General features: G+C 47.3%; 32 protein-coding genes. 5 read left to right on the plus strand and 27 right to left on the minus strand.

The window, feature by feature from the left end; genetic code table 11:
* Nucleotides 1-25 precede the first annotated feature (25 nt).
* The 12 genes from AY633_RS06600 to AY633_RS06660 form a co-directional block, all read right to left on the minus strand.
* Nucleotides 26-1,021 (minus strand): ABC transporter ATP-binding protein, encoded by a 996-nt coding sequence (locus AY633_RS06600; RefSeq protein ID WP_068487534.1) that lies wholly within the window; start codon nucleotides 1,019-1,021, stop codon nucleotides 26-28.
* Nucleotides 987-2,003, minus strand: a complete 1,017-nt coding sequence (locus AY633_RS06605) for an ABC transporter ATP-binding protein (protein ID WP_068487535.1) — start codon at nucleotides 2,001-2,003, stop codon at nucleotides 987-989. The genes AY633_RS06600 and AY633_RS06605 overlap by 35 nt, the downstream gene beginning before the upstream one ends.
* Before the next feature lie 7 nt (nucleotides 2,004-2,010).
* Nucleotides 2,011-3,570, minus strand: a complete 1,560-nt coding sequence (locus AY633_RS06610) for an ABC transporter substrate-binding protein (RefSeq protein ID WP_068487536.1) — start codon at nucleotides 3,568-3,570, stop codon at nucleotides 2,011-2,013.
* Between the two features lie 19 nt (nucleotides 3,571-3,589).
* Nucleotides 3,590-4,477, minus strand: coding sequence for an ABC transporter permease (locus tag AY633_RS06615; protein ID WP_068487537.1), 888 nt, complete (start codon nucleotides 4,475-4,477; stop codon nucleotides 3,590-3,592).
* 15 nt (nucleotides 4,478-4,492) lie between these two features.
* Nucleotides 4,493-5,434, minus strand: coding sequence for a nickel ABC transporter permease (nikB, locus tag AY633_RS06620; RefSeq protein ID WP_068487538.1), 942 nt, complete (start codon nucleotides 5,432-5,434; stop codon nucleotides 4,493-4,495).
* A gap of 372 nt (nucleotides 5,435-5,806) precedes the next feature.
* Nucleotides 5,807-6,256, minus strand: coding sequence for an Lrp/AsnC family transcriptional regulator (locus AY633_RS06625; protein ID WP_068487539.1), 450 nt, complete (start codon nucleotides 6,254-6,256; stop codon nucleotides 5,807-5,809).
* Nucleotides 6,257-6,499: 243 nt separating this feature from the next.
* The gene (locus tag AY633_RS06635; RefSeq protein ID WP_068487541.1) at nucleotides 6,500-6,940 is read right to left on the minus strand and encodes a GNAT family N-acetyltransferase; all 441 of its coding nucleotides are present in this window, start codon (nucleotides 6,938-6,940) and stop codon (nucleotides 6,500-6,502) included.
* Between the two features lie 71 nt (nucleotides 6,941-7,011).
* Nucleotides 7,012-7,209 carry a hypothetical protein gene (locus AY633_RS06640; protein ID WP_068487542.1) on the minus strand — a complete coding sequence of 66 codons (198 nt, stop codon included), beginning with the start codon at nucleotides 7,207-7,209 and terminating at the stop codon, nucleotides 7,012-7,014.
* A gap of 118 nt (nucleotides 7,210-7,327) precedes the next feature.
* Nucleotides 7,328-7,525, minus strand: coding sequence for a hypothetical protein (locus tag AY633_RS06645; protein WP_068487543.1), 198 nt, complete (start codon nucleotides 7,523-7,525; stop codon nucleotides 7,328-7,330).
* Nucleotides 7,526-7,550: 25 nt separating this feature from the next.
* Nucleotides 7,551-7,820: a hypothetical protein gene (locus tag AY633_RS06650; RefSeq protein WP_068487544.1), complete on the minus strand. Its 270-nt coding sequence runs from the start codon at nucleotides 7,818-7,820 to the stop codon at nucleotides 7,551-7,553.
* Between the two features lie 111 nt (nucleotides 7,821-7,931).
* The gene (locus tag AY633_RS06655) at nucleotides 7,932-8,264 is read right to left on the minus strand and encodes a hypothetical protein (RefSeq protein WP_068487545.1); all 333 of its coding nucleotides are present in this window, start codon (nucleotides 8,262-8,264) and stop codon (nucleotides 7,932-7,934) included.
* Nucleotides 8,265-8,412: 148 nt separating this feature from the next.
* A complete protein-coding gene (locus tag AY633_RS06660; protein WP_068487546.1) occupies nucleotides 8,413-9,234 on the minus strand; it encodes an SDR family oxidoreductase in 822 nt (273 codons plus the stop codon).
* A gap of 98 nt (nucleotides 9,235-9,332) precedes the next feature.
* Here AY633_RS06660 and AY633_RS06665 point away from each other — a divergent pair, with 98 nt between their 5' ends.
* Nucleotides 9,333-9,848 (plus strand): TetR/AcrR family transcriptional regulator, encoded by a 516-nt coding sequence (locus AY633_RS06665; protein ID WP_068487547.1) that lies wholly within the window; start codon nucleotides 9,333-9,335, stop codon nucleotides 9,846-9,848.
* A 191-nt stretch (nucleotides 9,849-10,039) separates the two neighbouring features.
* Nucleotides 10,040-10,417 (plus strand): hypothetical protein, encoded by a 378-nt coding sequence (locus AY633_RS06670; RefSeq protein ID WP_068487548.1) that lies wholly within the window; start codon nucleotides 10,040-10,042, stop codon nucleotides 10,415-10,417.
* A gap of 53 nt (nucleotides 10,418-10,470) precedes the next feature.
* Here AY633_RS06670 and AY633_RS06675 read toward each other — a convergent pair whose 3' ends face one another.
* Nucleotides 10,471-10,761 (minus strand): RNA polymerase alpha subunit C-terminal domain-containing protein, encoded by a 291-nt coding sequence (locus tag AY633_RS06675; protein ID WP_068487549.1) that lies wholly within the window; start codon nucleotides 10,759-10,761, stop codon nucleotides 10,471-10,473.
* A gap of 295 nt (nucleotides 10,762-11,056) precedes the next feature.
* On the opposite strand from AY633_RS06675, the gene AY633_RS06680 reads away from it, so the two are divergent.
* Nucleotides 11,057-11,347 carry a hypothetical protein gene (locus AY633_RS06680; RefSeq protein ID WP_068487550.1) on the plus strand — a complete coding sequence of 97 codons (291 nt, stop codon included), beginning with the start codon at nucleotides 11,057-11,059 and terminating at the stop codon, nucleotides 11,345-11,347.
* A gap of 91 nt (nucleotides 11,348-11,438) precedes the next feature.
* On the opposite strand, the gene AY633_RS06685 is transcribed toward AY633_RS06680, so the two are convergent.
* The 7 genes from AY633_RS06685 to AY633_RS06715 all read right to left on the minus strand — a co-directional run bounded on the left by AY633_RS06685 (nucleotide 11,439) and on the right by AY633_RS06715 (nucleotide 16,245).
* Nucleotides 11,439-12,215, minus strand: a complete 777-nt coding sequence (locus AY633_RS06685; protein ID WP_068487551.1) for an STAS domain-containing protein — start codon at nucleotides 12,213-12,215, stop codon at nucleotides 11,439-11,441.
* Between the two features lie 55 nt (nucleotides 12,216-12,270).
* On the minus strand, nucleotides 12,271-12,687 hold the full coding sequence (locus AY633_RS06690) for a hypothetical protein (protein WP_068487552.1): 417 nt from the start codon (nucleotides 12,685-12,687) through the stop codon (nucleotides 12,271-12,273).
* Nucleotides 12,688-12,854: 167 nt separating this feature from the next.
* Complete coding sequence (locus AY633_RS06695) at nucleotides 12,855-13,325, minus strand: FixH family protein (protein ID WP_186008754.1); 471 nt, start codon at nucleotides 13,323-13,325, stop codon at nucleotides 12,855-12,857.
* Between the two features lie 14 nt (nucleotides 13,326-13,339).
* Nucleotides 13,340-14,719: a PepSY-associated TM helix domain-containing protein gene (locus tag AY633_RS06700; RefSeq protein WP_068487553.1), complete on the minus strand. Its 1,380-nt coding sequence runs from the start codon at nucleotides 14,717-14,719 to the stop codon at nucleotides 13,340-13,342.
* A 229-nt stretch (nucleotides 14,720-14,948) separates the two neighbouring features.
* The gene (locus tag AY633_RS06705; protein WP_068487554.1) at nucleotides 14,949-15,140 is read right to left on the minus strand and encodes a hypothetical protein; all 192 of its coding nucleotides are present in this window, start codon (nucleotides 15,138-15,140) and stop codon (nucleotides 14,949-14,951) included.
* A 40-nt stretch (nucleotides 15,141-15,180) separates the two neighbouring features.
* Nucleotides 15,181-16,032 carry an alpha/beta fold hydrolase gene (locus AY633_RS06710; protein WP_068487555.1) on the minus strand — a complete coding sequence of 284 codons (852 nt, stop codon included), beginning with the start codon at nucleotides 16,030-16,032 and terminating at the stop codon, nucleotides 15,181-15,183.
* Nucleotides 16,033-16,056: 24 nt separating this feature from the next.
* Nucleotides 16,057-16,245: a hypothetical protein gene (locus tag AY633_RS06715; protein WP_068487556.1), complete on the minus strand. Its 189-nt coding sequence runs from the start codon at nucleotides 16,243-16,245 to the stop codon at nucleotides 16,057-16,059.
* A gap of 282 nt (nucleotides 16,246-16,527) precedes the next feature.
* Here AY633_RS06715 and AY633_RS06720 point away from each other — a divergent pair, with 282 nt between their 5' ends.
* The gene (locus AY633_RS06720) at nucleotides 16,528-16,983 is read left to right on the plus strand and encodes a GNAT family N-acetyltransferase (protein ID WP_068487557.1); all 456 of its coding nucleotides are present in this window, start codon (nucleotides 16,528-16,530) and stop codon (nucleotides 16,981-16,983) included.
* 46 nt (nucleotides 16,984-17,029) lie between these two features.
* On the opposite strand, the gene AY633_RS06725 is transcribed toward AY633_RS06720, so the two are convergent.
* The 5 genes from AY633_RS06725 to AY633_RS06745 all read right to left on the minus strand — a co-directional run bounded on the left by AY633_RS06725 (nucleotide 17,030) and on the right by AY633_RS06745 (nucleotide 22,660).
* Nucleotides 17,030-17,563, minus strand: coding sequence for a GNAT family N-acetyltransferase (locus AY633_RS06725; RefSeq protein WP_068487558.1), 534 nt, complete (start codon nucleotides 17,561-17,563; stop codon nucleotides 17,030-17,032).
* Nucleotides 17,564-17,575: 12 nt separating this feature from the next.
* The gene (locus AY633_RS06730) at nucleotides 17,576-17,866 is read right to left on the minus strand and encodes a hypothetical protein (protein WP_068487559.1); all 291 of its coding nucleotides are present in this window, start codon (nucleotides 17,864-17,866) and stop codon (nucleotides 17,576-17,578) included.
* Nucleotides 17,867-17,933: 67 nt separating this feature from the next.
* Complete coding sequence (locus AY633_RS06735; RefSeq protein WP_068487560.1) at nucleotides 17,934-20,972, minus strand: cell wall-binding repeat-containing protein; 3,039 nt, start codon at nucleotides 20,970-20,972, stop codon at nucleotides 17,934-17,936.
* 204 nt (nucleotides 20,973-21,176) lie between these two features.
* Nucleotides 21,177-22,082 carry a DUF5996 family protein gene (locus AY633_RS06740; protein ID WP_068487561.1) on the minus strand — a complete coding sequence of 302 codons (906 nt, stop codon included), beginning with the start codon at nucleotides 22,080-22,082 and terminating at the stop codon, nucleotides 21,177-21,179.
* A gap of 152 nt (nucleotides 22,083-22,234) precedes the next feature.
* Entirely contained in the window at nucleotides 22,235-22,660 is a 426-nt protein-coding gene (locus tag AY633_RS06745; RefSeq protein ID WP_068487562.1) for a hypothetical protein, read from the minus strand.
* 227 nt (nucleotides 22,661-22,887) lie between these two features.
* On the opposite strand from AY633_RS06745, the gene AY633_RS06750 reads away from it, so the two are divergent.
* Nucleotides 22,888-23,787 (plus strand): metallophosphoesterase, encoded by a 900-nt coding sequence (locus tag AY633_RS06750; protein ID WP_068487563.1) that lies wholly within the window; start codon nucleotides 22,888-22,890, stop codon nucleotides 23,785-23,787.
* A 217-nt stretch (nucleotides 23,788-24,004) separates the two neighbouring features.
* On the opposite strand, the gene AY633_RS06755 is transcribed toward AY633_RS06750, so the two are convergent.
* The gene (locus AY633_RS06755) at nucleotides 24,005-25,828 is read right to left on the minus strand and encodes a M3 family oligoendopeptidase (RefSeq protein ID WP_068487564.1); all 1,824 of its coding nucleotides are present in this window, start codon (nucleotides 25,826-25,828) and stop codon (nucleotides 24,005-24,007) included.
* A 116-nt stretch (nucleotides 25,829-25,944) separates the two neighbouring features.
* On the minus strand, nucleotides 25,945-26,766 hold the full coding sequence (locus tag AY633_RS06760) for a protein phosphatase 2C domain-containing protein (RefSeq protein ID WP_068487565.1): 822 nt from the start codon (nucleotides 26,764-26,766) through the stop codon (nucleotides 25,945-25,947).
* Nucleotides 26,767-26,831: the final 65 nt, after the last annotated feature.

Genomic DNA, 26,831 nt, shown 5'->3' on the forward strand with positions numbered 1-26,831 from the left:
AAGAAAACTTCGCTTCCGGTATCGGTTAGCCTGCAAAATGGCAGGCGGCAAAATGATTTTCACGGTGTTCGATAAATTCCGGCTTGTCGACTTTGCACACGTCCTGTGCGATCGGGCATCGCGTATGGAACGGACAGCCTGATGGCGGGTTTGCCGGGTTGGGCATTTCCCCGGTCAACCGGACGCGTTCTTTTTTTGCCTTGACGGTCGGCCTTGGAATCGCCGACAACAAGGCTTGCGTATACGGATGCAGCGGGTTTTTGAAGATGCTTGAGACATCGCCCATTTCTACCGTATTTCCTAAGTACATGACCAAGACGCGGTCGCAGAAATAGCGGACCACCCCGAGGTCGTGCGAAATGAATAGGTAGGACAAATCGTATTTATCCTGCAGTGTCTTTAATAGCTTCAGTACTTGTGCCTGTACCGATACGTCTAGCGCTGACACCGCTTCGTCGCAGATGATGAACTGCGGGTTGAGCGCGATGGCTCTTGCGATGCCAATACGTTGGCGCTGGCCGCCGCTGAACTCATGGGGATAGCGGTCGTAATGCTCCGCTTTCAAGCCCACTTCCTTCAGTAAATCCACAACGGCCGTTTTGCGCTCTTGGGCCGGCATATCGGTGTGCATCTTGAACACTTCGTCAAGGGCGTGCCCGACGCGCTGGCGCGGGTTTAAAGAGGCAAACGGATCTTGAAAGATCATCTGCATTTCTTTAACAAACTTCTTTTTTTCTTTCCGTTTCAGGTCTTGGATCTCCTGCTGATCGAACTGGATTTTGCCGTCGGTCAATTCTTCGAGGCCGAGTATCGTGCGCCCGAGGGTGGATTTTCCGCAGCCGGACTCCCCGACGACGCCGAGGCTTTCACCTTTATACAATTTCAACGACACCGATTCCACGGCTTTGACATTGCCTGTGACTCGTTTTAATACCCCGCTTTTGATCGGAAAGTATTTTTTCACATTGTGCAATTCCAACAAGACTTCAGGTTTTGATGGCAATTTTTCTGCTGTCTTCATTTACGTCCACCCCCTTTTTCTCGGCATACCAACAACTTGCAAAGTGGCCGTCTGACACCGTGATTTCCGGAGGCGTTTCCGCTCGGCACTTATCCGTTGCAAACGGGCAGCGCGGGTGGAAACGGCATCCTGAGATGTGCTCGTCTAGTCCCGGCATATTGCCAGGGATTGGCTCAAGTTCGAAATCCGGGTCGTCGACATTCGGCACCGAGTTCAACAAACCGCGCGTATACGGATGCTGGGGATTCTCGAAAATTTCTTCGACCGGCCCTTCTTCTATTTTCTTGCCCGCGTACATGACCATGACGCGGTCTGCCACTTCAGCGACAACCCCCATATCGTGGGTGATCATCATAACGCCCATATCAAAATCTTTTTTCAAGTCGTTGATCAAATCCAAAATCTGCGCCTGTATGGTCACATCAAGCGCCGTCGTTGGTTCGTCTGCAATCAATAAGCTCGGGTTGCACGCCAAAGACATCGCGATCATGACACGCTGGCGCATGCCGCCGCTCAGTTCGTGCGGGTATTGGTTCAGCCGTTTTTCAGGATTCGGGATCCCCACTTGCCTCAATAATTCAATGCCCTGCTTGGAGGCATCTTTTTTAGAGATGCCTTTATGCAGCATCAATGGTTCGCGCAATTGATAACCGATGGTCAATACCGGATTCAAGGCCGTCATCGGCTCCTGGAAAATCATCGACATCCGGTTGCCCCGAAGCTTGCGCATTTGGTCTGCCGAAAGCGTTTGAAGCGGTTCGTTGTCCAGCAGGATTTCACCGCTTTCGATTTGTCCGTTGGAAGGCAGCAGGCGCATCACGGATAGCGACGTGATGCTTTTTCCGCAGCCCGATTCCCCGACGATGCACAGCGTCTCGCCTTTTTGGACATGAAATGAAACGTCTTTGACAGCTTGCACAGTCCCTCCGGAAGTACGGAACGATGTCACCAAGTTTTTCACTTCAAGCAATGCATGTGTCATATTTCCCCTACTCTCTCGTTACGTTATACAAGCTCCATTGGCCGTTCGGGTCCATTTGCAAGCCTTGGATCGATTCGTCTGTAGCCGATGTGACCACGCCGTGATACATGACGATCGCCGCATCTTCAGCGAGCATCAATTGGTTCGCTTCGTTTAGAATCGATTCGCGTTCTTCCTGGTCGATGCTCGTGCGCGAGGCTTCGACCAATTTATCGAATTCCGGATTATTGTATTGCGCGCGGTTGGATGCGCCAATGTTATCGGAATGGAAGTTCGGGTAGAGCATTTCAGATCCGTCGCCCGTCACATTCGACCAGCTTAAGAATGTCAGATCGTATTCCCCGCTGCGCGCAGTATCCAAGAATGTCGCCCATTCCATCGTTTCGATTTCGACGGTGAAGCCGGCTTCTGTCAATTGCGATTGAACGATTTCTGCCATCAGGATAAAGTTGTCGCGGTTAGCGGAAAGCAATTTGATCGGCTCGTCGCCATAGCCGTTTTCTTCAACCAATTGCTTGGCCATGTCCAAATCATATGCCGTTCCGGCAGTGTCCGCTGACTCATCATAGCCAAATACTTGAGGCCCGAGAATGCTGTCGCTTCTGACGCCTAGATCGTTCAAGTTCGCCACAAAGGCATCGCGGTCGATAGCACTCGCTACGGCTTTACGGAAATCCGGGTCCTGGTTGCGGTCTTTTGAATGGTTGAACGTTAAATAATAAACCGGTGTGCCGTCTTGTTTCGTCACTTCGACATTGTCGATCGATTCAATGCGTGAAATTTGTTCTGTCGGCAGGGCATCCAGGAAGTTGACTTCGCCTGTTTGCAGCATGGAAATCGCTGTCGATGTTTCCGGTACTACTTTGAATACGACACGGTCCAATTCAGGTGCGCCGCCCCAATAATCTTCGTTTTTCTCCAATACGACTTGGTCGCCGATCGACCAGCTCGCAAATTTGAATGGGCCTGTGCCCACTGGTTCTTGCATCAGGTCTTGTTCTTGGTCAGCAGTTGGGCTGACAATAGCGGCATTCGAATGAGACAAAGCAGCTAGTAGCGGTCCGTATGGATATTTCGTTTTGATTTCCACCGTGTTTTCATCGACTACTGTAATTTCATCAATCGGCTCCAATAGGGAAGCACGCGGTGCAGCCGTTTCCGGGTCGCGCAATTTATCAAATGTGTATTTTACAGCTTCCGCATTGAACGGCGTGCCGTCTTGGAATTCAATGTCTTCTTTTAAAGAAATGACCCATGTCAGATCATCCGGTGTTTCGTAAGATTCTGCGAGCATCGGCTCGATTTCCATCGTTTCCGGGTTTCTGACGAATAGTTTTTCATATACTTGTTCCGTGACGCTTGAAGAGACCGAGTCATTGGTCATAATCGGTGAAAGGCCTACTGCATCGGTCGTTGAGGCGTAGATAATCTCCTGGCCGCCTTCACCAGATGATGATGAATCGCCGCCGCTTGTTCCTTCTGCGCCTTCAGGAATGGTGCTTTCTGAACATGCGCTTAAAATCAATATGCCGAAGAATGCCAGTAACACGAGCCAGTGTTTTTTCATGAATGATTCCCCCAATTTTTTATTCTTGTAAATCCATGTTTGGATCGAGTGCATCACGCAGCCCATCCCCAAGCACGTTGAAAGCGAAAACCGTCAGCATGATCGCAATGCCGGGCACGATGGTCAAATGAGGCGCTGACCACATAAAATCCTGCCCTTGCGAAATCATGGCGCCCCATTCCGGTGTCGGTGGCTGTGCCCCGAGCCCTAAGTAACTGAGCGCAGCGGTGGAAAGAATGGCCGTTGCCATGCGCATCGTCGCAAACACGATGATCGGCGCAGAAGCATTCGGCAAGATATGGCGGACCATGATGCGCAGGTCCGATGCTCCCATCGAGCGCATCGCCATGATGTATTCTTTCTCTTTAATAGAAAGAACTGATCCCCGCACGATGCGAGCGCATGTCGGAATCGACCAGATGCTGATGGCGATTGCCACATTCACTAGGCTTGTGCCAAGGATCGCGATGATCAGCATTGCCAGCAAAATCCCTGGAAACGAAAACAGCAAATCAACAAATCTCATGATAATCGCATCCAGCTTGCGGTAATAGCCGGCTAAGAGACCAAGGATGGTCCCGCCGATCAAGCCGAGCGAGACGGCGGTGATGCCGACCACAAGAGAGATTCTGGCGCCGAAGACGATGCGGCTCCAAACATCGCGGCCGTAATTATCAGTCCCGAGCCAATGCCCTTCACTGAAAACCGGAAGTTCGCGGTTCGCTAAGTTCTGGGCTGCCGGGTCATAAGCGGTCATGAACGGCGCAAACAGCGCTAAAATGACCTGCAGAATGACGATGACTAGGCCGGCAATCGCCAATTTGTTCTTAAACAAGCGCTTCATGGTGGTCACTATGTATTTCTCGCGCTTTTTCTCTTTCGTCTTAACCGACTCGACAGTTGTCATAAGCCTCCTCCTTTCTTAGTCATATTTAATTCTCGGGTCGATATAGGTATAGATGATGTCGACTAATAAATTGACGAGTACGAACAAGGTCGCTACCAATAAAACGGAGCCTTGCACCATCGGGAAATCGCGTGCGGCAATGGCATCAATCATCAGCCGCCCAACGCCGTTGATGGCGAATACTTTTTCGGTGATGATGGTGCCGCCAAGCAAGAAGCCGAAATTCAAGCCGATGATCGTAATGATCGGGATCATGGCATTTTTCAATGTATGGATCCAAATGACGTTCTTTTCTTTGACCCCTTTGGCACGAGCTGTCCTGACGTAATCTGCGCGGATGACTTCAAGCATCGAAGACCTCGCCATGCGCGCAATCATCGCAGCCGATCCTGTCCCTAAAGTAATCGCAGGAAGCACCAATTCCTTAATGCCATCGATGGTGTACCAAGGGCTCGACATGCCCCCTACTGGCAGCCATTGCAGATTGACCGCAAACACCAGGATCAATAAGGCCCCAAGCCAGAAGTTCGGAATGGAGATTCCTGCCAGCGCAAATGTCGTTGCTGACACATCCAGCCAGGAATTTTGCCTTAATGCGGAGATCAAGCCTGTCAGGATGCCGATGATTACGGCGACAATCATGCTCGCGACAGCTAATTTCAAGGTGTTCGGAAAACGCACCATGATTGCATCCGCCACTGGCTGCGTCGTTTGATAAGAATAGCCAAAGTCACCTTGGACCGCATTCCCTACATACCGGGCATACTGTGTCAAAAATGGATCGTTCAATCCCAAGTTATCTTCGATCGCCTCAATATCGGAAGCAGTCGCTGTCGGCCCGCCGATGACCGCTGCCGGATTTCCGGGCGCTATATGCATGGACGAAAAAACGAGAAACGATATGCCGAACAATAAGAACACCAATTGCAATGTTCGCTGGATAATTAGTGAAACCAAATCCACACCTCCTATACATTAGTAAAGCATTTATCCTTTTTTGATTAACAAAAGAATAAATATTGATGTTTTACAGTATAAAGTATTAGATTATTAAATTCTATATGAATTTTCAATTAATACATAAAAAATGGATTATTTGGTTCTTTAAGCACTGAAAACCCTATTTTTAATTACTCTATGTCATATAAATTGTAATTTCTTATCCATTTTGTTTATCTTTACAAGAATTTTCGTCATTTCATTACGGTACACAAAATAAAAGCCAGCACCCTAAAAAAATAAACTGCTCCACGCTCGCCGGTTAAACTCCCTGGCGAGGGCGATGCAGAATAATTTAGGTGCTGGCTTTTGAGATAATGTTTTAAGGTTTTACAGTTTGAGGCCGTTTCTGCTTTTGAATCGTCTCAGCAGGATATGGCTCTCTACTCGCGTGATGCCTTCGAGTGCATATAGTTCTTCGTTGATGAACTTTTCCAGATCGATAAAGTCGTCTACCAAGACATGCATATGCAACGTAGAAGGTCCCGTCATTTGGTAGCAGCTGGCGACTTGCGGGTTGTCTGCCAAAGCTTGTGCCACTTCGACGAGCGAGCCCGGTTCGCAATCCACTTCGAAGAATCCGGAAACTTTTTTTCCGACCTTTTCACTGTTGATGACGACCGTGAACTTCTCGATGACGCCTTCTTCAATTAGGTTTTGAACCCGCTCCCGAACAGCGACTCTGGATAAGTTCAATTCTTTTCCGATATCGACATAGGATGTGCGACCATTAATCGTCAGCAACTCCAGAATTTTTTTATCGGTATTATCCAATTTCATGTTTTACACCTCTGATTCGTATAGAATGACTTCATTATATCCATTCTCCGCACATTTTAATATGCGCGTTTGGTTGCAGTTGAGGCGTTTGCCCGCCCTTGCATTTCAACTGGCCCGCACTAGAAGCTGGAATAGATGTCTGAAAATTTTGTGGGTTTCTCTTATCATACCACATGTGAAATATCTCTAAGGAAGCGATCGACAAGAAGAACCCGTTTGCGTTTGTGGACAGCCGCTTCAAAGCTAGAGCTTCTTCTCCAGCACAATCTTCAGCTGGCCGCGCGAATCGACTTCGGTTTCTAGGACGTCAAACCCCGTCTGAATGTTCAATAGCAGCATGCCGCGCCATTTGTTCATCGTCTTGGTGCGGACAATTTCAAAGCCCATTCCCTTTAGGTCTTCGTGCTGCCTGCGCATCAGTTCAGAGGCGATGCCGAGCTTCCGGCAATCGGGGCAGACAGCGCCGAGCCAGCTGTAAAACCTTGTATCGTCCAGCCCGTAGCCAATTTTATAGCCTGCGACATGCCCATCGGCTAATGCAAGGTGGATCAATACGTGTTCTTGACTATTCAGCTGTTCCAGCCAGTGGCCTGGACCGCCGAAAATGTCCCGGTGCAGCGCGGTGATTTCTTCTGTTAGAGTGTTCGATGGTTCAGAGGTGAAGGTTTGGTAGCGAATGTCCATAAGTGTGCCTCTTTCTTATGTAAATGAATTTGTCTGATGTATTCCTGTGAGCGGAAAACCCACATACGAGCCTATTGCAGACTATTTCTCCTGACCGTCTTTAAAATTTCAGCAACCCCTACTGCTATTAAGCCATTTAATACGGCAAACACTGAATACAGGACAGCTTGCCCGTTTTCGCCATCAGATGCAATCGACATGACGATGGTAAAGGCTCCCGCAAACATGATCAGTATGCCAAGCATGTAGAGCATCGATACCAGTTTCATCTCTATCCCCTTCCTTCTTTAGGTAACATAATGAACTTGTTAAATAGCAAAATCGTTTGATGTAAACCTCATCTCCCTACGATTAGCTTTTATTCGGGAAAGCCGGACCACTACTGTTTTATCGATTCGTTTCACGAAAAAATTGTATAATTAAAAGCTTACTGATGTAATAGATAGACCCTACGACTGCCACTGCAAATGCTAAAAAACTAATTGTCATCAACCAGCCGCCAACAGCTGCGTCTAAAACATTATTCAAGACAAGAGTCGCAACCGCAAAGATGAATGCTATAGTCCAAACTGCTTTTTCATTCATCTTATCCCTCCGATTTCATTATGTCTTAACGAGGAAACGCCAACCAATAAGCAAGCGGGAGAAAGATCAACGCAAAAATACCGAGACTGATCCATACATGCTTTTTCGGGATCTCCCACTTTTTTTCAAGCGAACGAACATGAATGGAGACCAACGAGTAGCCGATAAATCCAACCAAAAAGCCGAGCTGGTCGTGGTGAATCGAGAGCGTTCGAACGAGGTTCAGTCCAAACAACAACATGGCAACTTTACAAAGTGTTAGATGAACATACTGCATTTTCTTTTCTTCTGTCATCTTTTCGCTCCTTTCAGACATTATTAGATTGGCGTCGAAATGGCCTTTTTTGGCTGATGGGAGTGCTTCCACCTAAAATAGTCTCTGGCAAAAGCGTCCCATTCAATTGTTTCATGTACTTTGTTCATTTTCCCCGCGTTTATTTACCTCCACAACTTCCGCTTTTGACACTATTTTTCCGAGCAAGTTCTTTTTTTGAATAAACAAGATCACCAGCGCTTGGATCGACATGGCGATGATGACGAGGATCAAATGAGAACTGTGGTAAAAAGTATGGGCAAGCGCAAAATACATCGGGCCTGCGCTCAAATAAGAAATGTATTGGTTTTTCGTCCAGATGTAGACGATGGTTGCGAGGCAGCTTGTGATGAAGAATAGCTCCCCGTATAGTGAAATGTATTCCAAGACCAGACTGATGGAATACGCCAAGTCGTTTATAAACATCATTTCCCTCCTTCACTAAAATCAATAAGCTCTTCATTGATGGTAACATTTAATGGAAAAATTGTTATCAATAATCATGAATTTCCCATATAAATGCCCCCTGTTGCTCAACAACAGAGGGCATTTTTGGCGGTCTCTCGCCTATGTATTAAAAGCGCTTCATTTTCTGCTGGGACATCGCGGCTTTCATGCGCGGATAATTGGCAATTGTCCCGCCATCTATCCGCAAATCGATGCCGGTGATGTAGGAAGCCGAATCGCTCAATAGAAACTCGATTGCGGAGGCGATTTCTTCCGGTTCGACCGTCCGCCGTAGCGGCGTGTGGTCAAGCATGGTTTGAATATCTTCTGTATCGCCTGGCAGACTCATCATTCCAGGTGAAACAGAATTGAGGCGAGCGCCTTTTTGGCCCCACACCCATGCCTGGTCTTCGACGATTAATTGGACAGCGAGCTTCGCCATGCTGTTGGCGGCTCCTGCGTCTCCTTGGGTGAACTGGTCGAGCGTTTCCGCTAAGTTAGCCGACAGCTGTTGCTTTAAAACCTCCATGTATTGGCCATTTTTGGGCACCATATAGGCAGTTATCGATGACATCATGACAGCGGATGTCGCTTCATTGGCAAGCGGCAAAAACGCCTCGAGCACGTGGTTCATACCGATGACGTTATCGGCCATCAGACGCTTGGAATCAGTATCGGTCGACATGCCTGCCATATGGACGAGCCCTCTCAAAGCCCCGAGTCCCGATACTTTTTCCGCTAACTTCCCGACCGCTTGTGTCGATGTCAGGTCGACTGTTTCGCAGTGGACATCGGTCATGCCCGCTTGCAAGAGTTGTTGTCTCGCCAGCTCCAGGCATTTTTCGCACGCATCCACCAACAATAATGTGTTTCGTGCGCCAATCTGTTTCGCCAAGGCGATGGCCACCTCTTCCGAACCGCCTGTGATCACATAAACGTTCTTCATCATAAGCAATTCCCCCTGTTATCTACTATAATTAGCGTAAGCGTAATTACCGCAAAAAACACAAGACATTTTCTGTGATTTTGTCCAACGAGGTGACATAAATGAGAACAGCGAAACAAACCATTACCGAAACCTTTATCTATTTGCTTACTGAACAAGCTTTTGAAGACCTGTCTGTCAAAGACATCGTCTCCTATGCAGGTATTTCTCGCTCAACATTTTATCTGCATTTCACCGATAAATACGAATTAATGGATGCGGTGCGAAGTCAAGTAAACGGACGATTCCTGCAAATTTACAATGAACCGTCAGACGCAGAGACGATCAACTTGAAAATCTGTCAGCACGTTTTTCGCTACCGATCGTTTTACCGCCAGGAATTTTCCGATGCCGGGCGCATTCACGAACTGACCCGCCGTTTTGCGGACGAGCTCGAACCTGTCTTTAGTGATGAAGACCTGGCCGTGTTTGCCGGATGGGGGACGATCGGGTATTTGGCGTCCTGGGTGAAAAGCGGATTTGCAATGGGGCCTCAAGAAGCCTCAGATAAGCTGATGAAGATCCTCTTTACGGATTGGACAGCGAATTTAGCCGATACCCGCGAACGCAGCAGTTGATTGTTCTTTTCCGTTAGATGGGCAATAGAGCACCTCTCCGCAAAACGAAAGGATTGTTTTATTGCTAGCCTTTGAGTGTCACGAAATCTTCACAGCGAACGAGGGATTCCGCCCAACGCCTTTTTTCTCCCCTTATCTTTGTTAGACTGAGGGGTAGGCCGTCATATGCCAATCATGAGAGGATTTTTGTTGTGAAAACCTATTGGCTTATTGTTGCCGTTTTATTGTTGAACTTATCGCTGCTGCTGATCAATGATTATTTCCCGGGTACGCTCGCCGAACTCGGCATTCCCTCGTGGATTTTGTTCGTGGTAATCGTCTTGATGGTCGTCTTTAGCTGGGCTGCGGTCAAGCCGCGCCGCGAGAAAAAGCGCTACATGATCATCTTTCCTGCATTGATGGTCGGCGTGCCGCTTGTGGTTATGGCCGTGTTGACAGCGCTTGGCGGGGAATCGCAAAACAGTCTATCGCTGGCAAGCCCGGCCGTATGGATCGGCGCTGTCTTGGCGATGTGGATTTCCTGGCTCGAGTATACAAGGGCGTCGGAGAAAAAAGCAGAGAAAGCGTAAAGTTGGCATGAAAAAAGGCTCTTCCATTCGGGAGAGCCTTTTTTCATGCCTTGTCAGTCCTTAAACGATAAGCCCGCTTGAGTTAAATGCCGCTTGAAAATCGGCAGCGATGCGGGCCCGACGCCGTGAAGCGCCAAGATATCTTTTTCACTATAGACCGACAACTTATCAAGCGTATCGATTTCTTCGCGCAACAGGGCGTTTCTTGCGGGCGCGCTGAGTTCCCGGAGAAATCCCTTGTTCGGCTTATTGGCCTCGTTGCATACAGGACATGTTGGGCAATCGCTGCTTTTGTAATACCGGTGGCCTTGATCACAGATGCGCAAAGTTTTTTCCGCTGCCATGTGCATCGCTCCTCCAATTTTCTCCATCAATTAAACTCAATTTACCGCCACTCGCTAGCTCCGTCAACAAAGAAATCTCGCCTTATCATTTCCTGGGAAATGAAATTGACATCGTCATCTCCCTTATCAGGCACAAACTTCACGAACGAAATGGCTTGCCGCTTGATAGCGAGCAGCGAAAGGCGGTACAGTTAAACAAAGCCAAACGAACGAAGCGGCTTATTGGCACTCAAAAACAATCGGCCAATCGATTTTAACCATTGGCACCGATAAAAAGATAAGGGGTTTGGATACGATGGCAGCTAAAAAAAACTATGATCCTGAGAAAAGCTTAAAAAAAGTAATGACACTTTACGGAGCCGTTCTGTTCCTAGGGCTCGCGATTTCGATTTACACACATCACATTGAAGATGTCGGCGGCTTTTTGACATTCCTTGTCCCCGCAGCAATCGTCTACTTTTTCGTTTTGTTCGCTTTCTTTAAAGAAGGCATGTTCCGAAAAATCGTATACGGCCTTATGGCACTCATCGGATTGGTCTCCGTGTTCATGGCTTTCTACCTTGAACTTACAGGCGGCGGCCATTGATCGTTCCGGCATTTTCACAGCAACAAAGGCAATAGGCTGAAAAAAATCCCCTCGTTCCACTTTGGAACGGGGGGATTTTCCGATTTATCGATTATTTCTCCTGCAGGCGTTGGATCACTTGTTGCACCGTTGAAAACGTCAGCAGGTTTTGGTCACCATCTTTGATATTGACGATTTCTATCGCCGTTTTGGGGCTGATGCCGGAGATGTAAAGCTTGCTCCCCATCAACCTCAGTACGTCTTGAATCATCAATAAATTGGTATAGACAAAATTCTTTTCCCATAACACGCCTGTGACATCGATGATGATGTGGCGCGTACGGGTATCGCGGACAAAATGGCTCAATTTAGAAGTTAACACGTCAAAGCGCAAATTGTTCATTTTTCCGACCAGTGCCACTGCGCCGATATGGTCGTCAATCGGCAAGATCGGCAGCAATTGCTCATTGATCTCCTTTTCCTTTTCATTCAATTCCACTTGCTGTTCGACTTCCTGGGTGATGTCCGTTTGGGTGCCGATAAAATACAGGTGGTCATCCAAGGTGACCGGCTCGATGTTCAACCGGTTCCAAAATGCCGTGCCATCTTTCCGGTAATTTTCTAATGTAACGGTTACTTTTTCGCGTTGTTTAATCGCCTGCCGAATTTTGTCGATAGTGAATCGATCGGTATTTGGACCTTGTAAAAAGCGGCAATTTTTACCAAGGATCTCATGCTCTGCATACCCTGTCATTTGTGCGAAGGTTTCATTATAGTAGATGATCGGATTATCTGGCAGTTCGGGGTCTGTGACGACAGCGGCTACCCGGCTGCCGTTCAGCATAGATTCCAATAACTCGTTCTTGACTTTAGTTTTTAGGTGATTCATTTCAGTTCTCTCCGATCTTCATAGGGTGGATGTCGTTTGCTCATATTGCCGGCACTTATTCCGCTTCAGTCGGAGAGGGCCATGGTTCAAATTCTTTCAGCGCAGCGGCTAATCGCTGCGCAAAATTCCCTGGCGGCTCCAAGGATTCCATCACGACCTCAACGATATGTTGATTCATTTGGGTATGCTGTCGGAATGCAATCGGCAAAGGGATCGGAAACCGGCGCAATGTATGATGAAAAGCCAACACTTCCTCTGGCAAGATATACACAGAAGCACGGTTGATGGCCGCACCGTCCTGCTGGAAGTGCTCGAAGCTGACTTCCATGTCCAGTTTGAACACGAATAGGCTGGAGCCAAGGAAGACTTCCAGCTTTTTGGTTTTCGTGAAGTGAAATTTCCCTTCACGGTACTCGTATCGCGCTTTCAACATCTTTTGCACTTCATCCGCAATCCACAGCTCTTCTTTCACGTATATCGTCCTTTCCCTGCACTTTGCAGCTTCCAGATAAATCGCATAATCTTCTATACCCAAAATCGTTGCTTTTTTCCCACAGAATGCAAAATTCTTCTAAGACTTTTGCATATGTAGCTGGGGAGCTGCGTTTTCTACACGACTTCCAGGTAATAAAACCCGGCTCAGTGATGTGCGCCGGAACTTCCCGCATCTGGCGCAGGGCCTTCTTTCAAACTTTGCAATTCGCTTTCAGATAGCTCTCCGACAATGAATTGGTACTGGGGGTTGCTGATGGCATCTCCACTTCCTGCATGCACTTCAAAGAAATAAAGCCCATCGCTCCTGAAGTTAACTTCCATTTCATAGACCCCATTTCCTGCCGGCTGTGCATCTTTCATTGGATATGGAATCGAACCATCCTGTTTGCGAACTTCAAAATGAACAAAATTTGCCTCATCCACCGGTTCCTCGTTTCGCGTCAATTTTGCTTCAAGCGTCACGGTTTCACCGGAAGCGATGTCTGTTGGCACTTCTGCCTCGATTTGCAGGGGTACTTCCTGCTTATACAAATTCGCCGCGTCATCGCTCAACGAACACGCACTCAGCAGCACCATCGCACCAATAGCCAAAAACGAACCATAGATTTTCTTCATTCCCGCTCCTCCTTTCATGCGTTTAGCCATCTCTTCATAGCCGGTGTGCGCTGAAACACTAATTTATCGAGCAGCCACACTACCACCATTGACAGCCCAGCCAGCGGGAACAATAAGCCGAGCACAACCATCAACAATAAAAATGATTTCGTTTTGAAGACCGGCGGCGCTTTCGGTGCACCCATGCCTTTTTTCGGCTTGCGCTTCCACCAGAGATAGACACCGCTGACCGCTACAAAAATGATGCCCAGGCAGATGAACAGGCTGATCAATTGATTGATGATGCCGAATTGCGAGCCTTTATGCAGCGTGATGCCCCAAGCGACTACTTTTCCAACGACGCCGTAATTGTCATAGCGGTAATCGGCTAATACGGCTCCTGAATACTGATCGATATGTATCGTCGCTTCGTCCTGCGCTTTTGGCGGGAACGCGGACAGCGTATAGACGCCCTCCGGCTCCTGCGGTATAAATACGGAATAGGAAGGATGGACGCCTTCTGCATCAGCAATTTCCACTACTTTATCGAGCGATAGCGGGACTAAACCTTGCACGGATGACAGCGGCACATCCAAAGTTTCTGCTGCCCACGGAACTTCCGCGATGTCTTGCGTTTCCACGTCCGACGCCGGTGCGTTGCCGACCCAAACCGACGGCGGATAGCCTTCTCCTGTGTTGGTTGCCAGCGTCTGGAAATTGGTTCCCCAAAAACCAGACCACGGCAGCCCGGTCATGATCAAAAACAATAATCCGGCAGACAGCCAAAATGCGGGTACTGCATGAAGGTCTCTTCTGCGAATTTTCGACCCTTGGCGAAGGCGCGGGAATAATACCCCGCCCGCTCCGTTCATTTTTTTCGGGAACCATAAAAACAAACCGGTGACGATCAAGATGACTGCCCAGCTCGCCGCCAATTCGACGACACGGTCGCCAATCGTTCCAGCCATCAATTCCCCGTGAATCTCTTCAATTTTGTCCATAATCCGGTCGTCATTGTTCAATTCACCGAGCGACTCACCTGTGTATGGATTGATGAATACTGTCAGCGATTCGCCTGAGGCCTCAATTTTCACTTCACTTGAACGTTCATCCGTTTCTCCCGGGCGATACGACTTGATGATGCCATCGGGATACAGCCGGTTCACTTCCGAAAGTTGCTCGGAAACCGCTACCCGCTCTTCTTGCGCTTGAACTTCGTAATAATCCGCATACAGCGCATTCTCAATTTCCGCTTTAAACAAATAAACCGAACCGGTAATGGCGAGCAGCACTAAGAGCGGCGCGACCAAAACCCCCGCATACAAATGCCAGCGCCAGACCGATTTGTAGAACTGCCCGCCTTTATCTTGTTTCTTTTTTCCCCTTGCCGCTTGGTGTCGTTTGTCGTTTTCCATCTGTTCCGCCTCTTCCTTGAAATCTTGTTTTATGTATTTTTACTTCTTTAACTAGTAAACGCTAAAAATTAAATTTTAGATTCATATAGGTTTCACGCAAAAAAAAAAGAACACACCATCGTTCAGCGCATCCTTCTTCAGTGCTTTTGATTTTCCGGCGACGTGCCTGCTATTTTGCTTTATTTGTATTATACCCTGAACTGCGGCATGATTTCCCGCCCAAACCATCTCAAGAGTTCGATTCATCTTCTTGACCTTTTCGACCGAACCAATAAATCACGCCTAAAAGCAAGATGAAGTTTGACACCGCAATAGCCAGATTGGCAGCCACATCCGGCACGAAATTTTTCAGGTCAAAGAAGATATGCCCCCAGGTAATGAAGGCTGACAGTATGATTGCAATTAAAAAGATGCGACTCATTCAATCCCTTCCTCTCGAAATCCCTACCATTCCTTTGCACTTAAGCTAATCCATCGATGTAACTATCATATACTAGATGAAATCGAGTCTTCTCTTCCAAGAATGGATAGTGGTTGCTGTTATCGAAAACGGCCAACTGTGCTCCCGGAATCAGTTCAGCCATTTCTTGTGAATACAATAGTGGACACTGTACATCTTGACGACCACACATGATCAGTGTCGGCGTTGTTATTAATTTCAGTTTCCGTGTTAGATCAAAGAGCTGTAATTCACGATTGAAGAAATCCATCCGAATCGCCGACATTTTTTTGGTTACCTGATTTGAAAAATAATGCTCGTAATTGTCCGGACTAGTTAAAGATAGCTTGGTTCTTTCGATTTTCCATTCCTGCTTTTGCTGTTCTGTGGCTTCTGTACTTTTCAGGTTTTCAATCAGCTCTTGCATTCGGGAAAAATGAGGATGTTCAGGGTTATAGATGCAGTCTTCAGAAAACGTCATGTACTCTCTTGCTGCTGCACCGACAACGACCAAGAAGCGAAGATGTGATGAAAAGTAGATACCGTAAACGATACCGAGCATGCCTCCAGTGGAATGTCCTGCAAATCCCCATTGCTCAACACCTAAACCTGTGCGAATCGCCTCTAAGTCAAAGACACTTTCCAGCATGCTCAACTCGTATGGATGCTGTGCTTTTACGGAATTTCCTGCCTCTCGCAGATTAACCAGATAGACACGATGTATTTCCGTAAAAGTGTCAGCAAAACAGTCTCCGGTCTCATTGAATTCCGAATAAAGATGCGTCACGCAGACTGGTTCACCGATACCTTTAGCAAATACTTCAAACTCACCGCGAGAAGTTGAAACCATCATACGCTCCCAAACCATTCCCATCTCTCCCCCCTTACTGAAAATACCTTAAGCAGACTTTTCTATTTTTCTTTTCTTCAAATATGTATAAATGGCGTAAATGCCAATTGCCACTAAAATGCTTATCGCTACTACATTATAACCGGATTTGATTGTGTGGTTAAGAGAGGAAGCGCTGACGGCGGATGAACCCAATACACTTGATAAGACAACGACAAGAATGATTCGATCTTTCATTACGGGCCTCCTCTCTGTGATAAGTATTAGTTCCATCAAAGTCAAAGTTATTAGCCGAAGATTTTACGTAGAATCCCTATATTTGGTATAAGTATATATTAAAATGACTATCAATTCATGTTATAGTCAAAAGGTCCGATGTAAAATTCGGACATCTATCACGAGTTTAGGAGGCGTTCATTATGACAAATACAAAGATCTTCATTACCTATAAACGCAAGGGGATCGCGCCGAATTGACTTAGCTCGTTAGCGTTCCCCGATAATCGAAAGGGGAAAAATGATGAAATTTACAAATGTTGAAATTACTGAAGTAAACGTGGACAACTGGTACGCTTGTTGCGAGTTGGAAGTAGCACAAGAACAACAAACTCATATGGAACCGAATGCGGTGTCCATTGCTCAATCTAAATTTGAACCGAACTTGCGCCCGTATGCAATATTGTTAGAAGGACAGATTGTAGGATTTCTTATGTTCAACTCGGTTCCAGAAGAGTTGGACGGCTATTGGATCTACCGAATCATGGTTGACCAAGCTTACCAAGGAAGAGGCATCGGAAAAGCTGCCACTCAATTGATGCTGGCAGAACTAGCGGAATCTTTCGAAGCAAAAAAAGTAGTCGTTGGCTATCACCCCGAAAACTCTGGAGCCCACTACTTGTACAAGAGCTTGGGATTTGAAGACCATGGAGACCGGTTTGGCAAAGAAATGGCTGTTGTGAAACAATTGGCTGAATAATATCATACAAAGAGGCCGGATTGGGGCATCCCAGTCCGGCCTCTTTTTATAAACGCTCTTTTTTATACAACACATGTCTCTTCAACGAACTGCCTTCCGCAACGCGCGGATGCTCGAATTCACCAGTTTTCTCCATGCCGATTCGCTTCATCACGCTAATAGATGGGATGTTGATAGCTGCCGTAAAAGAGTAAATTGCTGTTTTGCCGAGCTCTTCAAACGCGTAGGCGAGACACGCTTTTGCCCCTTCTGTCGCATAGCCCTGCTTCCAAAACTTCGGATCCAAGCGCCAGCCGATCTCCGTCGCGCCTTTAACGCCGATATCGAAATTGACATCCAATAAGCCGATAAAGCCGATGAAAGCCCCATCTTCTTTTCGTTCCACTGCCCATAGCCCATAACCTGTTTTTTCGAAATGGGCTTCGATGCGGTCGACCAAGGCGTCCGATTCAGCACGACTCAAGTTTTCGGGAAAGAACTCCATAACGTCAGGGTTTGCGTTCATTGCCGCAAACGGTTCACGATCAGATGTTTGCCACCGTCTGAAGCCAAGCCGTTCGGATTCGAATACGTAATCCATGCAATCTTCCTTTCATGATTCTGTGTCGGTTGGCTTTGTTTCTTCTGCCACTAAAAAGTATTTCGCCTTCCATTCATTGTCGGTCGCTTTGAATAAAAGCACCAGCCCAATGATGAAAAAAAGTATACTCAAGACGAGCGGGACAATGCCCACTTCCCACAATGCCGACAAATAAAGTCCGTACTCTGAGTAGTAACCCCCGCTGCCCATTTGCAGCGTGTAGACTGCCGCTGCGACTAAAGTGAAACCGAATAACAAAACCCCTGAAATAACGGCGATACCGCCACCGATTAATTGTTTCATCACGATGCCTCCTTGTTAAGTTATAAAAAAACAGGCGTCCGGAATCCGAACGACCTGTTTTCTTGTATTACTCGAACATTTGCTGGATGCTTTGCGTCGGCAAAGCGCCCTCCCCGCCCAGAATGTAAATTCCCGTGACGGTGTTAAGTTGTGTTTGGACAGTTTTCACTGTCGCCGCGCTCGGCCCGTTCGGTGACGTCAACACGAGTGGTGCTTTCGTTTTCGCTGCGAGTACAGACCCAGCGAGTGCATCCGGATAGTTCGCGCCGGTCGACAAGTACATTTCTTGTCCGGCGAATGAAGCTTTGAAATGATTGATGATCGCGCTGTTTGTTTCGTAGCGTGATGCGCCAGACAAGCGAACCGGGTTTTTCAATTCTTTCGCTGTGCTATCAGACACAGCACCTTTACCGCCGACAACGAAAGTTTTGCTGTAAGTTTTCGCCGCGAAATGCGCTTTCACTTCGGCCGGCAAGGCATTCGGTTTCGTCAGCAAGATCGGCATTTTCTGGCTGCCTGCGACCGGTGCGATCGACAAGGCATCGGCAAATGTTGAACCGGTTGCCACGACGGCTTGCGTCGAAGTTTTCATTTGTTTCGCGATATTGACCGAAGTTTCGTAGCGGTTTTTGCCGTTGATGCGTGTTGTTTTAATTTTAAGACTTTCCAGTTCCATTTCGACCATCGGGCTGATGGCGCCCTCTCCGCCGATCAATGTCACTTCTTTTACTTTTAAGCGTTTCAATTCATCTTTTACCGCTGTCGGAAGCGAATCCGTTTTCGTCAGCAATAATGGTGCGTTTTGATAAGCTGCAAGCGGTGATGCACTCAAGGCATCCGGGAAATCCCCGCCTGTTGCAATCACGGCTTTCGTTGACATGCTCCAGCCTTTTTTCGATACTTCCACTGCTGTGTCGTAGCGGCTTGCCCCGCTAATGCGGTCGACAAGGTTCCATCTATCGTCCATCGCCAGAATCGCTGCTGCACCGTTCAAGCGGCCCCATCCAGAGATAAGGTCGTAGCCAGGTGCCAATTCTTCCATTTCATACGGGAAATCTTCTTCGAAGCCCCAATCGTCTTCATAGCTTGGCGGTCCATCTTCTTCTACAAACGTGACGTCATCCGCTGAAGCCGTCAATAAATTCTCCATTTGTGCTGGCGTGAGGTCCATATTGATTGACTTCAAGACACCGGCTACTGCCGCGACATGCGGCGTCGCCATTGATGTACCCGACATTAAAGTGACGTTGCCATCTGGCATTAAGCTCGGGATATCTGTACCTGGTGCGACCAGGTCAAGCCCTTCGCCGTAGCTTGAGTAATCTGAAACCAAATCCAGTTTATTCGTTGCACCGACAGCGATGGCGTATTTCGATGAAGCTGGGTAGGAAACTTCTTCCCATCCATCATTTCCGGATGCCGCAACAATCGTTACACCGCGCTCGTGTGCATACTTCATCGCATATTCGAGTACGCGGCTGTAGCCGCCGCCGAGGCTCAAATTAATGATATCTGCGCCGTTATCAGCTGCATAGATGATGCCATAAGCGATTTGTTCAGTGTCGCCGTAGCCTGAAGCATCCAGTACTTTGATCGGCAGAATTTTTGTTGATTGGTTGATGCCCGTCATTGAATAATCGTTGCCCGCTTCGGCTGCGATGATGCCTGAGACGTGTGTGCCGTGGCCTTCGTCGTCCATTGCTTCATTGTCATCGTTGATAAAGTCATAGCCTGTGCTGGCCATGCGGTTTTTAAGGTCGGCGAGTGTGTAGTCAACGCCTGTATCGATCACCGCTGTGATGGTTTCGCCTGTTTTCTTCTGAGTGGCCAGTTTAGTCATTTCTTCAAAGTCAATGTCTGCGTCTTTGATGCCAAATGACTCTCCTGTATTTTCCAACGACCATTGCTCATCATAATAGATGTCCTCGCTATGTAGCGAGTAGCGTTGGACCGCTTCCACAAATTCAACTTCTGGCAATTCTTCTAGCTGGCTGAGTGTTTTGTCGGCAGAAGTAGCTGACATGCCTGTCTTCAAATCGACTACATAAAATTGGTCGAATTTCGGTGCAGCTGTTTCAAATTCAGAGACCGATTTGATGCCGGCCGCTGATGCTTTAGCTTTGCTGAACGTCGCGCCTTCTTTCACCTTGACGATGACTTTGTTCGCTGACGTATCTTTAATCATGTAATCCGTCGGCAGCATGACTGACATGACCGTGCGCCCTGTCAATTTAGTGATTCCCACTTCATCTGCAGCGGCCTGTACTTCAGCCTTCAATTTTTCAGGAGCTGTTTTCATCGCTAACGCATACAATTCGTTAATGGCTTTTTGGTCCGCAGCCGTGAATTTTTGATTGCTATAGAAACCGTCTTGGGCAATGCTATCAATCACGCCTGTCAGCTGCGTCAAATTTTTCTTGAGCAAATCGCGGACAGCCGGATCTGTTACTGCTTGGTAACCAACAAACGGGGCAATTTTATAGTACAGCTTAGTCAATTCCTTGCCGCTTTGGGTTTGACTCAATACTTCGCTGCGGATGACGCGCAGTTGATCCAATAGGTCCTGATCGGCCGCTTGTTTATCGTCCATCACCAGCTCGATGGCGCATTGCTCATCATTTGATGGTTTAGAGGCTTTGATCGTTTTGCCTTCAAAACCAATCGTGTAGCTTCCGTTTACTTCCGGTGCGCCTTCCTCTTGAACTTCTTCTGTATAAGAAGAAACCTTTACATAATAAGGGCCTTCCCAAGCAATCGGGAATTTAACAACGGAAGTCTTTTCCGCAAACGTGTAATTGCTGAATGGATCGAACGGTTCATCGGCGGTCGCGCGTTCTGCGTCCGGGTAGACGGTGAACGTCAATTCTTCATCAGATTGGAGAGAAACTTCAAAATGCGTATGTGCTGAAACTTGCGCAGGATCGACGTCAATCCGGTACCAATGCTCGTTATCTTCTGCCGAGAACGTCTCGGTTACGTCCTCTCCTTGTTCCAGTACATCTGCATCCACTAAATCTTTGGCTTGCACCGTTTGTGTTGCCGGCAAAACCCCTAAAAGTGATACACCCATCAAAAAACTCGTCGCAATCTTGAACGCGCGGTCCATCCTACCATCCCCATTTCAATTTTTTTACAATTGCATTAAATCCATTAAAGCACATCGGAAGACATAAAAATAGATACTTTAAAAAATATTTTTTCGGGACTATTGATGCCCTTCAGATTTGGGAGAATTTAGCGTTTTAGACATACAAAAAAGGAGAAGGCGCGCTGGCATCAGCGCCTCTTCTCCTCCCTAGGCTCTATCCTGTTACGTTTTTTGTTTGGGCATATCGAGCGGCGCAAAATAATACGAACAGTCAGGCCAGCCCAGTTCCTCGCTGAGGATATCAAAAGTCGTGCGGAAAAATTCCTGCATCGCCTGAGTCAGGTCGGGTGAAGCTGCTACTTTGTCGAGCATTAAGAAGTATTCACTCAGCGAAGCTTCAAAATACGCCTCTTCAGGCTTCAAACGTTCGCTGTCGAGTTCTTTATTGATAAAGGGATACGGCAGCACAAAAAATGCCGGTACATCCACCTTGTCATCGCCAGTCCAAAATCCGTATTCGATGAAATGCTCATCGAATGCAGCCTTTTCGATGACTTTGTCTTCTGGATACGGCTCTCGGATTCCCGGCAAGACAAGAGAGGATACATCAAAGGTTCCCCAGAACAACGCAGGCTTCATTTTTCTGGCTCTCAGCGGCCCGATAAACTTCAATTGTGCTGCGGCCGCAAAGTGGAACAGTTTGAGTCCGCGTATCGCCTGCTCCCAGTTAAACGTCAAGGGTGTATCGTCTTCATTGAGATTGGTTTTATACGCCATCTCCTGCGGTTTTGGGTTAATTTCGACGTGAATGCCTTTTGCTGCCAGCGCTTTGAAAATCTCTTTGAAATAAGTTTTGATTGGCTTAGCTGTCTCGATTAGCACGGCCTGGACGTTTCCTTCGACATTGATAAAAATGCGGCTTTCGTATATATCCAAGTCGACTTGAAAGGCCTGATCTTCGTAAAACAATAAGCCCGTCGTAAATCCGTTCGGTGTGATGGCGAGTGTTACATGCCCCCATTGAGGTTCTTGCTGGGCAGTTTCAAGTTTGATCTTGCCGAGAATTTGCGACAGCAAATGCAAAGTGAACTTCGTATCGGCCCATTCCGAATGCTTAACCACGTCCATATTGTTCTCCTCCTCTGGATTTGGAATCCATAAGCGGCGGCAGTGTCTCTTACTCCTTTATATTCGACATGCCCCTCGACTTTCCTATCGAAATGCTTAAAGACAGCCCCGAAGTCCATTGAGGCGTTTAACGAGCGTGATTCGCCGTGTGATCAATCCAGAGGAAGAGCTTCCCAACCGAAATGATGTTGAAAGTCGTTAAAGTCGAGTGAAATTTCGGTTTCCGCATGGAGTGCATTCTCCGGAACCGGCCCCATGAGGATCGTGTACAGTTTGTTTTTTTCAATATTTACGGGGAACGATAAAGCTCCTGCCGTCTCCACACTTGTGTAATCCGTCACTTCATAAGGAAAAATGAAATAAGAAAACTCGTTTAAGGTACTAATATCCACCTGTTTCAGCTGCAGTTTATTAGATTTGTCACCTTCTGCCTCAAATGAATAGCTTATATAATGTTGTCCGTTATGTGGAAAAACACTTTGCGATATCACCGATATTTCCGTCTCCGCTGTCGCCCGGTATGCGAAAAACCCAATAGCTAAACTGACTGTGATTACTGCTATGGCCCATCTTTTCAACGTTCCTCTCCCCCTTGCATTCCTTGTATTTTCACTAGTAGCCAATAGCGGATGCTACTTTTATTCGACATGTCCTTATCTCATCCTGCTACCTGGATACAAAGGAGGGTGCGCCAACACTCTGCATAATCCAGGAGTCACAGTTGACTCTTGCCAGGTTTACAGCATTAAGGTGGCGGGTAGCCATTACTAGTCTAGATAAACCGCAAATTTTTTGGAGGTTCAAAATGAAAACCATTAGAAATATAGCCCTTATCCTTATCAGCTTGTTGGTTATTGTCGTTGCATACGGCTTTTTTGAACCTTACTTGCTTGATGTCACACAAGAAGATGCAGTTGTTCCAAATCTTCCGGAGAAGTGGGAAGGTTCGGAAATCGCAGTGCTAGGAGATTTTCAAATCGGCTTGTGGGGCGATAACGCTGACACAGTAGAAGAAGCAGTAGAAGAAATCGTCGAGAGAGATCCCGTCGCGGTTTTAATGCTTGGGGATTTTATTTATCATCCCCAAAACGCAACGCAAGAGAAAGTATCTGAAAATATCGAAGTGCTGAAGCCTCTGAAAGATGCGAATATTCCTATGTACACGGTCATGGGAAATCATGATTTCGGATTAAAAGAGAAAAACTCAAAACCGCTAAACGAAGCTGCTGAGAGAATGCGCCAAGCATTAAAAGAACTGGGTGTAAAGGTTCTGCACAACGAATCCATCATGCTGACTACAGACGACTCGTCTGAGGACACTTCTGGGCTTTATCTTGCAGGTGTCGGTTCCAACTGGATGGATGAGGATGATGCCGCAAAAGCATTAGAGAGCATTCCTTCTGAAGCAGCGCGGGTTGTCATGATGCACAATCCCAGTTCTTTCGAGAAGTTCCCCGCCGATTCGGCGCCATTTGCAGTTGCGGGGCATACACACGGTGGACAAATCAGACTTCCCGGCATGCCTGACTGGTCTTGGATGGACTTAACTTCCGAGGAAGAAAAACATACAGATGGCTGGATCGAAGATTACGGTGCCGCTGGCAATCAGCTATACGTCAACCGCGGAATCGGCATGAGCACAGTACCGATTCGCATCCACGCTAAACCCGAACTGACGATGTTTACATTAATTTCTAAGAAATGACTCAAACTATTAACCGAAAAAGTGTTGTCCTTCCTGTGTTTTTCGGGAAGAACAGCGCTTTTTTCTTGTTTTTGAACACAAAAAAAGCTGAGCCCTTGAAGCATCAGCTTTTCTGATTACCGCTTTGTAATGATTTACTGTTTTGCCCAATAAATCTCACAATCTTTTTCTAACACTTTTTCAGGAACGATTGCTAAACGTTTTGTTTCTAATGTCTTCATGATTGTTTTTTGGCATCCGCTGCAAGGTGCTTTTCAGTCAACTCCAAATACTCTTCAATGGCCGATGTCAGCGATTTCTGTGCATCTCGCCAGAATGCTATTTGCGTGATGTCCGCCCCCAAATAATGCTCGCCCAATTGCTCGACAGTCATTTTTCCGGAATCGCGCAATAATGCATCATAGCGCTCCGGGAATCCCTCGGGCTGCTTTCTCGCCTGTTCGTAGACGCCATTGCTAAATAAATAGCCGATCGTGTACGGAATGTTGTAGAACGCTTTTTCAGCATCGTAAAAATGTCCGATGAACATCCATTTGTGAAGCGCCAACTCCTCCACCAACCCGCCGTAAATGTCAGTTTCCACTTCTGCGATCAAGGTTTTGATTTGCTCTGCCGACAGCATGCCACTTGCCCGCTGGCCGTAAAATTGTTGTTCAAAGCGGAACATATTCGGCACACTCACGACATACTTCAAGCCGTCCCGGATTTTCGTTTCGAGCATGGCGAGCAGTTCGCTTTCGTCTTGCGTCTGGTCGATGACGGCATCCAGCACCAGATTCTCCATAAACGTAGAAGCCGTTTCTGCCACACTTACACCTTTTTGTTGTGCGAGCGCTGGTTCGTCATGAAGAATATAGTTATGGTAAGCGTGTCCCAGTTCGTGCGCCAATGTGATCAAATCCTGATAAGTATCACGATACGTCAGGAAGATCCGGCTTTCTTTCGCCAATGGCATTGACGCACAAAATCCACCTTCTGCTTTGCCTGGCCGGTTTTCAGCTTCAATCCAGTCTTGTTCAAAAGCGTGGTCAGCGAAATTTCCGAGCTTGTCGCTAAACTGATGGAATTGCTCGCTGATGACCGTTTTCGCCGCTGCAAAATCCACTTTTTCGGAAAGCGAGAAAACCGGCGCCTCCAAATCAGACCAGTTGGCATGTGCCACTCCAGCCAATTTCAATTTCCGTTCAATATAGGCTCTGTATAAGTCTTTATTGCCATCGATAGCCGTGAGCATCGCATCAATCGACGCTTCCTGGATCCGGTTGTGCTCGAGCATTTCTTTTAATTTATTGTCCCAACCCCGCTGTTGGTAGATCGCCAACCGGGATCCGGCCACACGGTTCAAAATGGCCGCAACAGTATCAGCGTGCACGTCGCAGGCCTCATCAATGGCTCTAACTGCCTGAAGTCGGCTTTCGCGGTCTTTGCCGTTGACCGCTTCATTCAAAGCCTGGCCGATCGATACTTCCTGCAGTTGCCCGTCCACTTCGATTGAAACCCTCAATTTCGTCAAAATCAATTCGTGTTGCTGTTCCCAGCCAGCTATGCCATTAACGGACAACGCACTGATCATTCGCTCTAGTTCAACCGGCAAGCGGTCTTTGACCATCTGCCTTCTTTCATTTAAATAAAAAGACATTGCCTGTATGCGGCCGTTAGCGATAAACGCCTGCCACTCCGCATCTGGAAATTCAGCAAAGGCTTGGTCTAATTCAATCTGCAATGAAGAGAGTTTCGCTTTTAACACCATGCTTTCGTCCATCAAGGCAATCGCTTCCTGATCTTTTACGTCTTCTGCATATGCGCAGATGGCGAAATCATCGAGTTGTTCCCAGCCGAGCAACGCGAATTGAAATTGGCCAATGACCTCAAGCAAGGCATTGGTGTCACGCTCTCCCTCATTTCGGTAGCTTAGCAATTGCCCAGCCGCTTGTTCGAGTGTATGACGCAACTCGTCCATGAAGATTTTCAATTCCGCTGATTGGCTCGTTCCATCATACAAAGAAGTTAAATTCCACGTTTGTGCAGTTGTTTGTTCCACAAAAAATCCCCTTTTTGTCTACGGCAGTGTCCAACTGCCTTATTCACTCACCTCTATATCCATTCTTCTTTTTCCTTAAAATTCCTTTTTTAAAAAATCGATCTAAGCTGCCGAAACTACCTTGGCTCGTTGCCGGGGCGCGTGGATTCGCTTTCGACTTCAATCATCCAGGATAGGATCGTGGTACTGTCACGAACATTTTTGTCTTTGATTTCGCTCAGCAGCGCTTCAACGCCTTGTGTGCTGGACCCCGTCTTGAAACGTTTGGCCATTTCCAGCGGATCGGAAAAAGCGGTGTTCGGGCATTCGACAAGTCCGTCCGTCGTCAGCAAGATGCGGTTGGTGCCTTTTCGCAATTCCTTCGTGCCTGTGCTATAGCAAGGCACCGGCAATTCGAAAGTGTTTACTTTGCCAATCCACTCGTAAAAGCTGCGGTGGTTTTGCTGCGTCTCGCCGAGTGCTTCCAGCTCAGGGTGAAACACATACAATAGGCAGTCTCCAATCGACAACCACCAGAGGAATTTACCTTTTCGCACTGTGCACAAGACGGCGGTTTCGCCTTGCACTTCTTGGCATGCCGCTTTAAAGTGTTCGCTGTCAAAGCTCGCCAGCAAGATTTCCGATAGCTGGCTGAATGCTTGTTTTACCGGCAAGTTCAAAGCTTCATTTATCGAAGGTTCCAAACGGTTGATTTCCGCTATAACGAGCTCCGCGCTTTCGGCCGTTTGATGGGCATCCAATAAGACGGTAAATTCCCAGTCTTCCTTCGCGTTCACCCAAACCAGACAGCCGTCTTCATTTTTCGTTTGCCCTGCTGTTGAATTGCCCCCAAACCGCCCGATCGTCACAGGGCCGATTTGTTGAATATCTGGCTGGTCGACAAAAGATTGTTCGCTGCCAACCCAGCGGAAATGCGTTTCCTCTCTTCGATTTTTCATATGTATCGCTCTCCTCCCGCTAACTGAAACGCCAAATAACTTTTGTTCAGTATACGGCAAGCATC

Source organism: Planococcus maritimus (assembly GCF_001592825.1).
Taxonomy (GTDB): domain Bacteria; phylum Bacillota; class Bacilli; order Bacillales_A; family Planococcaceae; genus Planococcus; species Planococcus maritimus_C.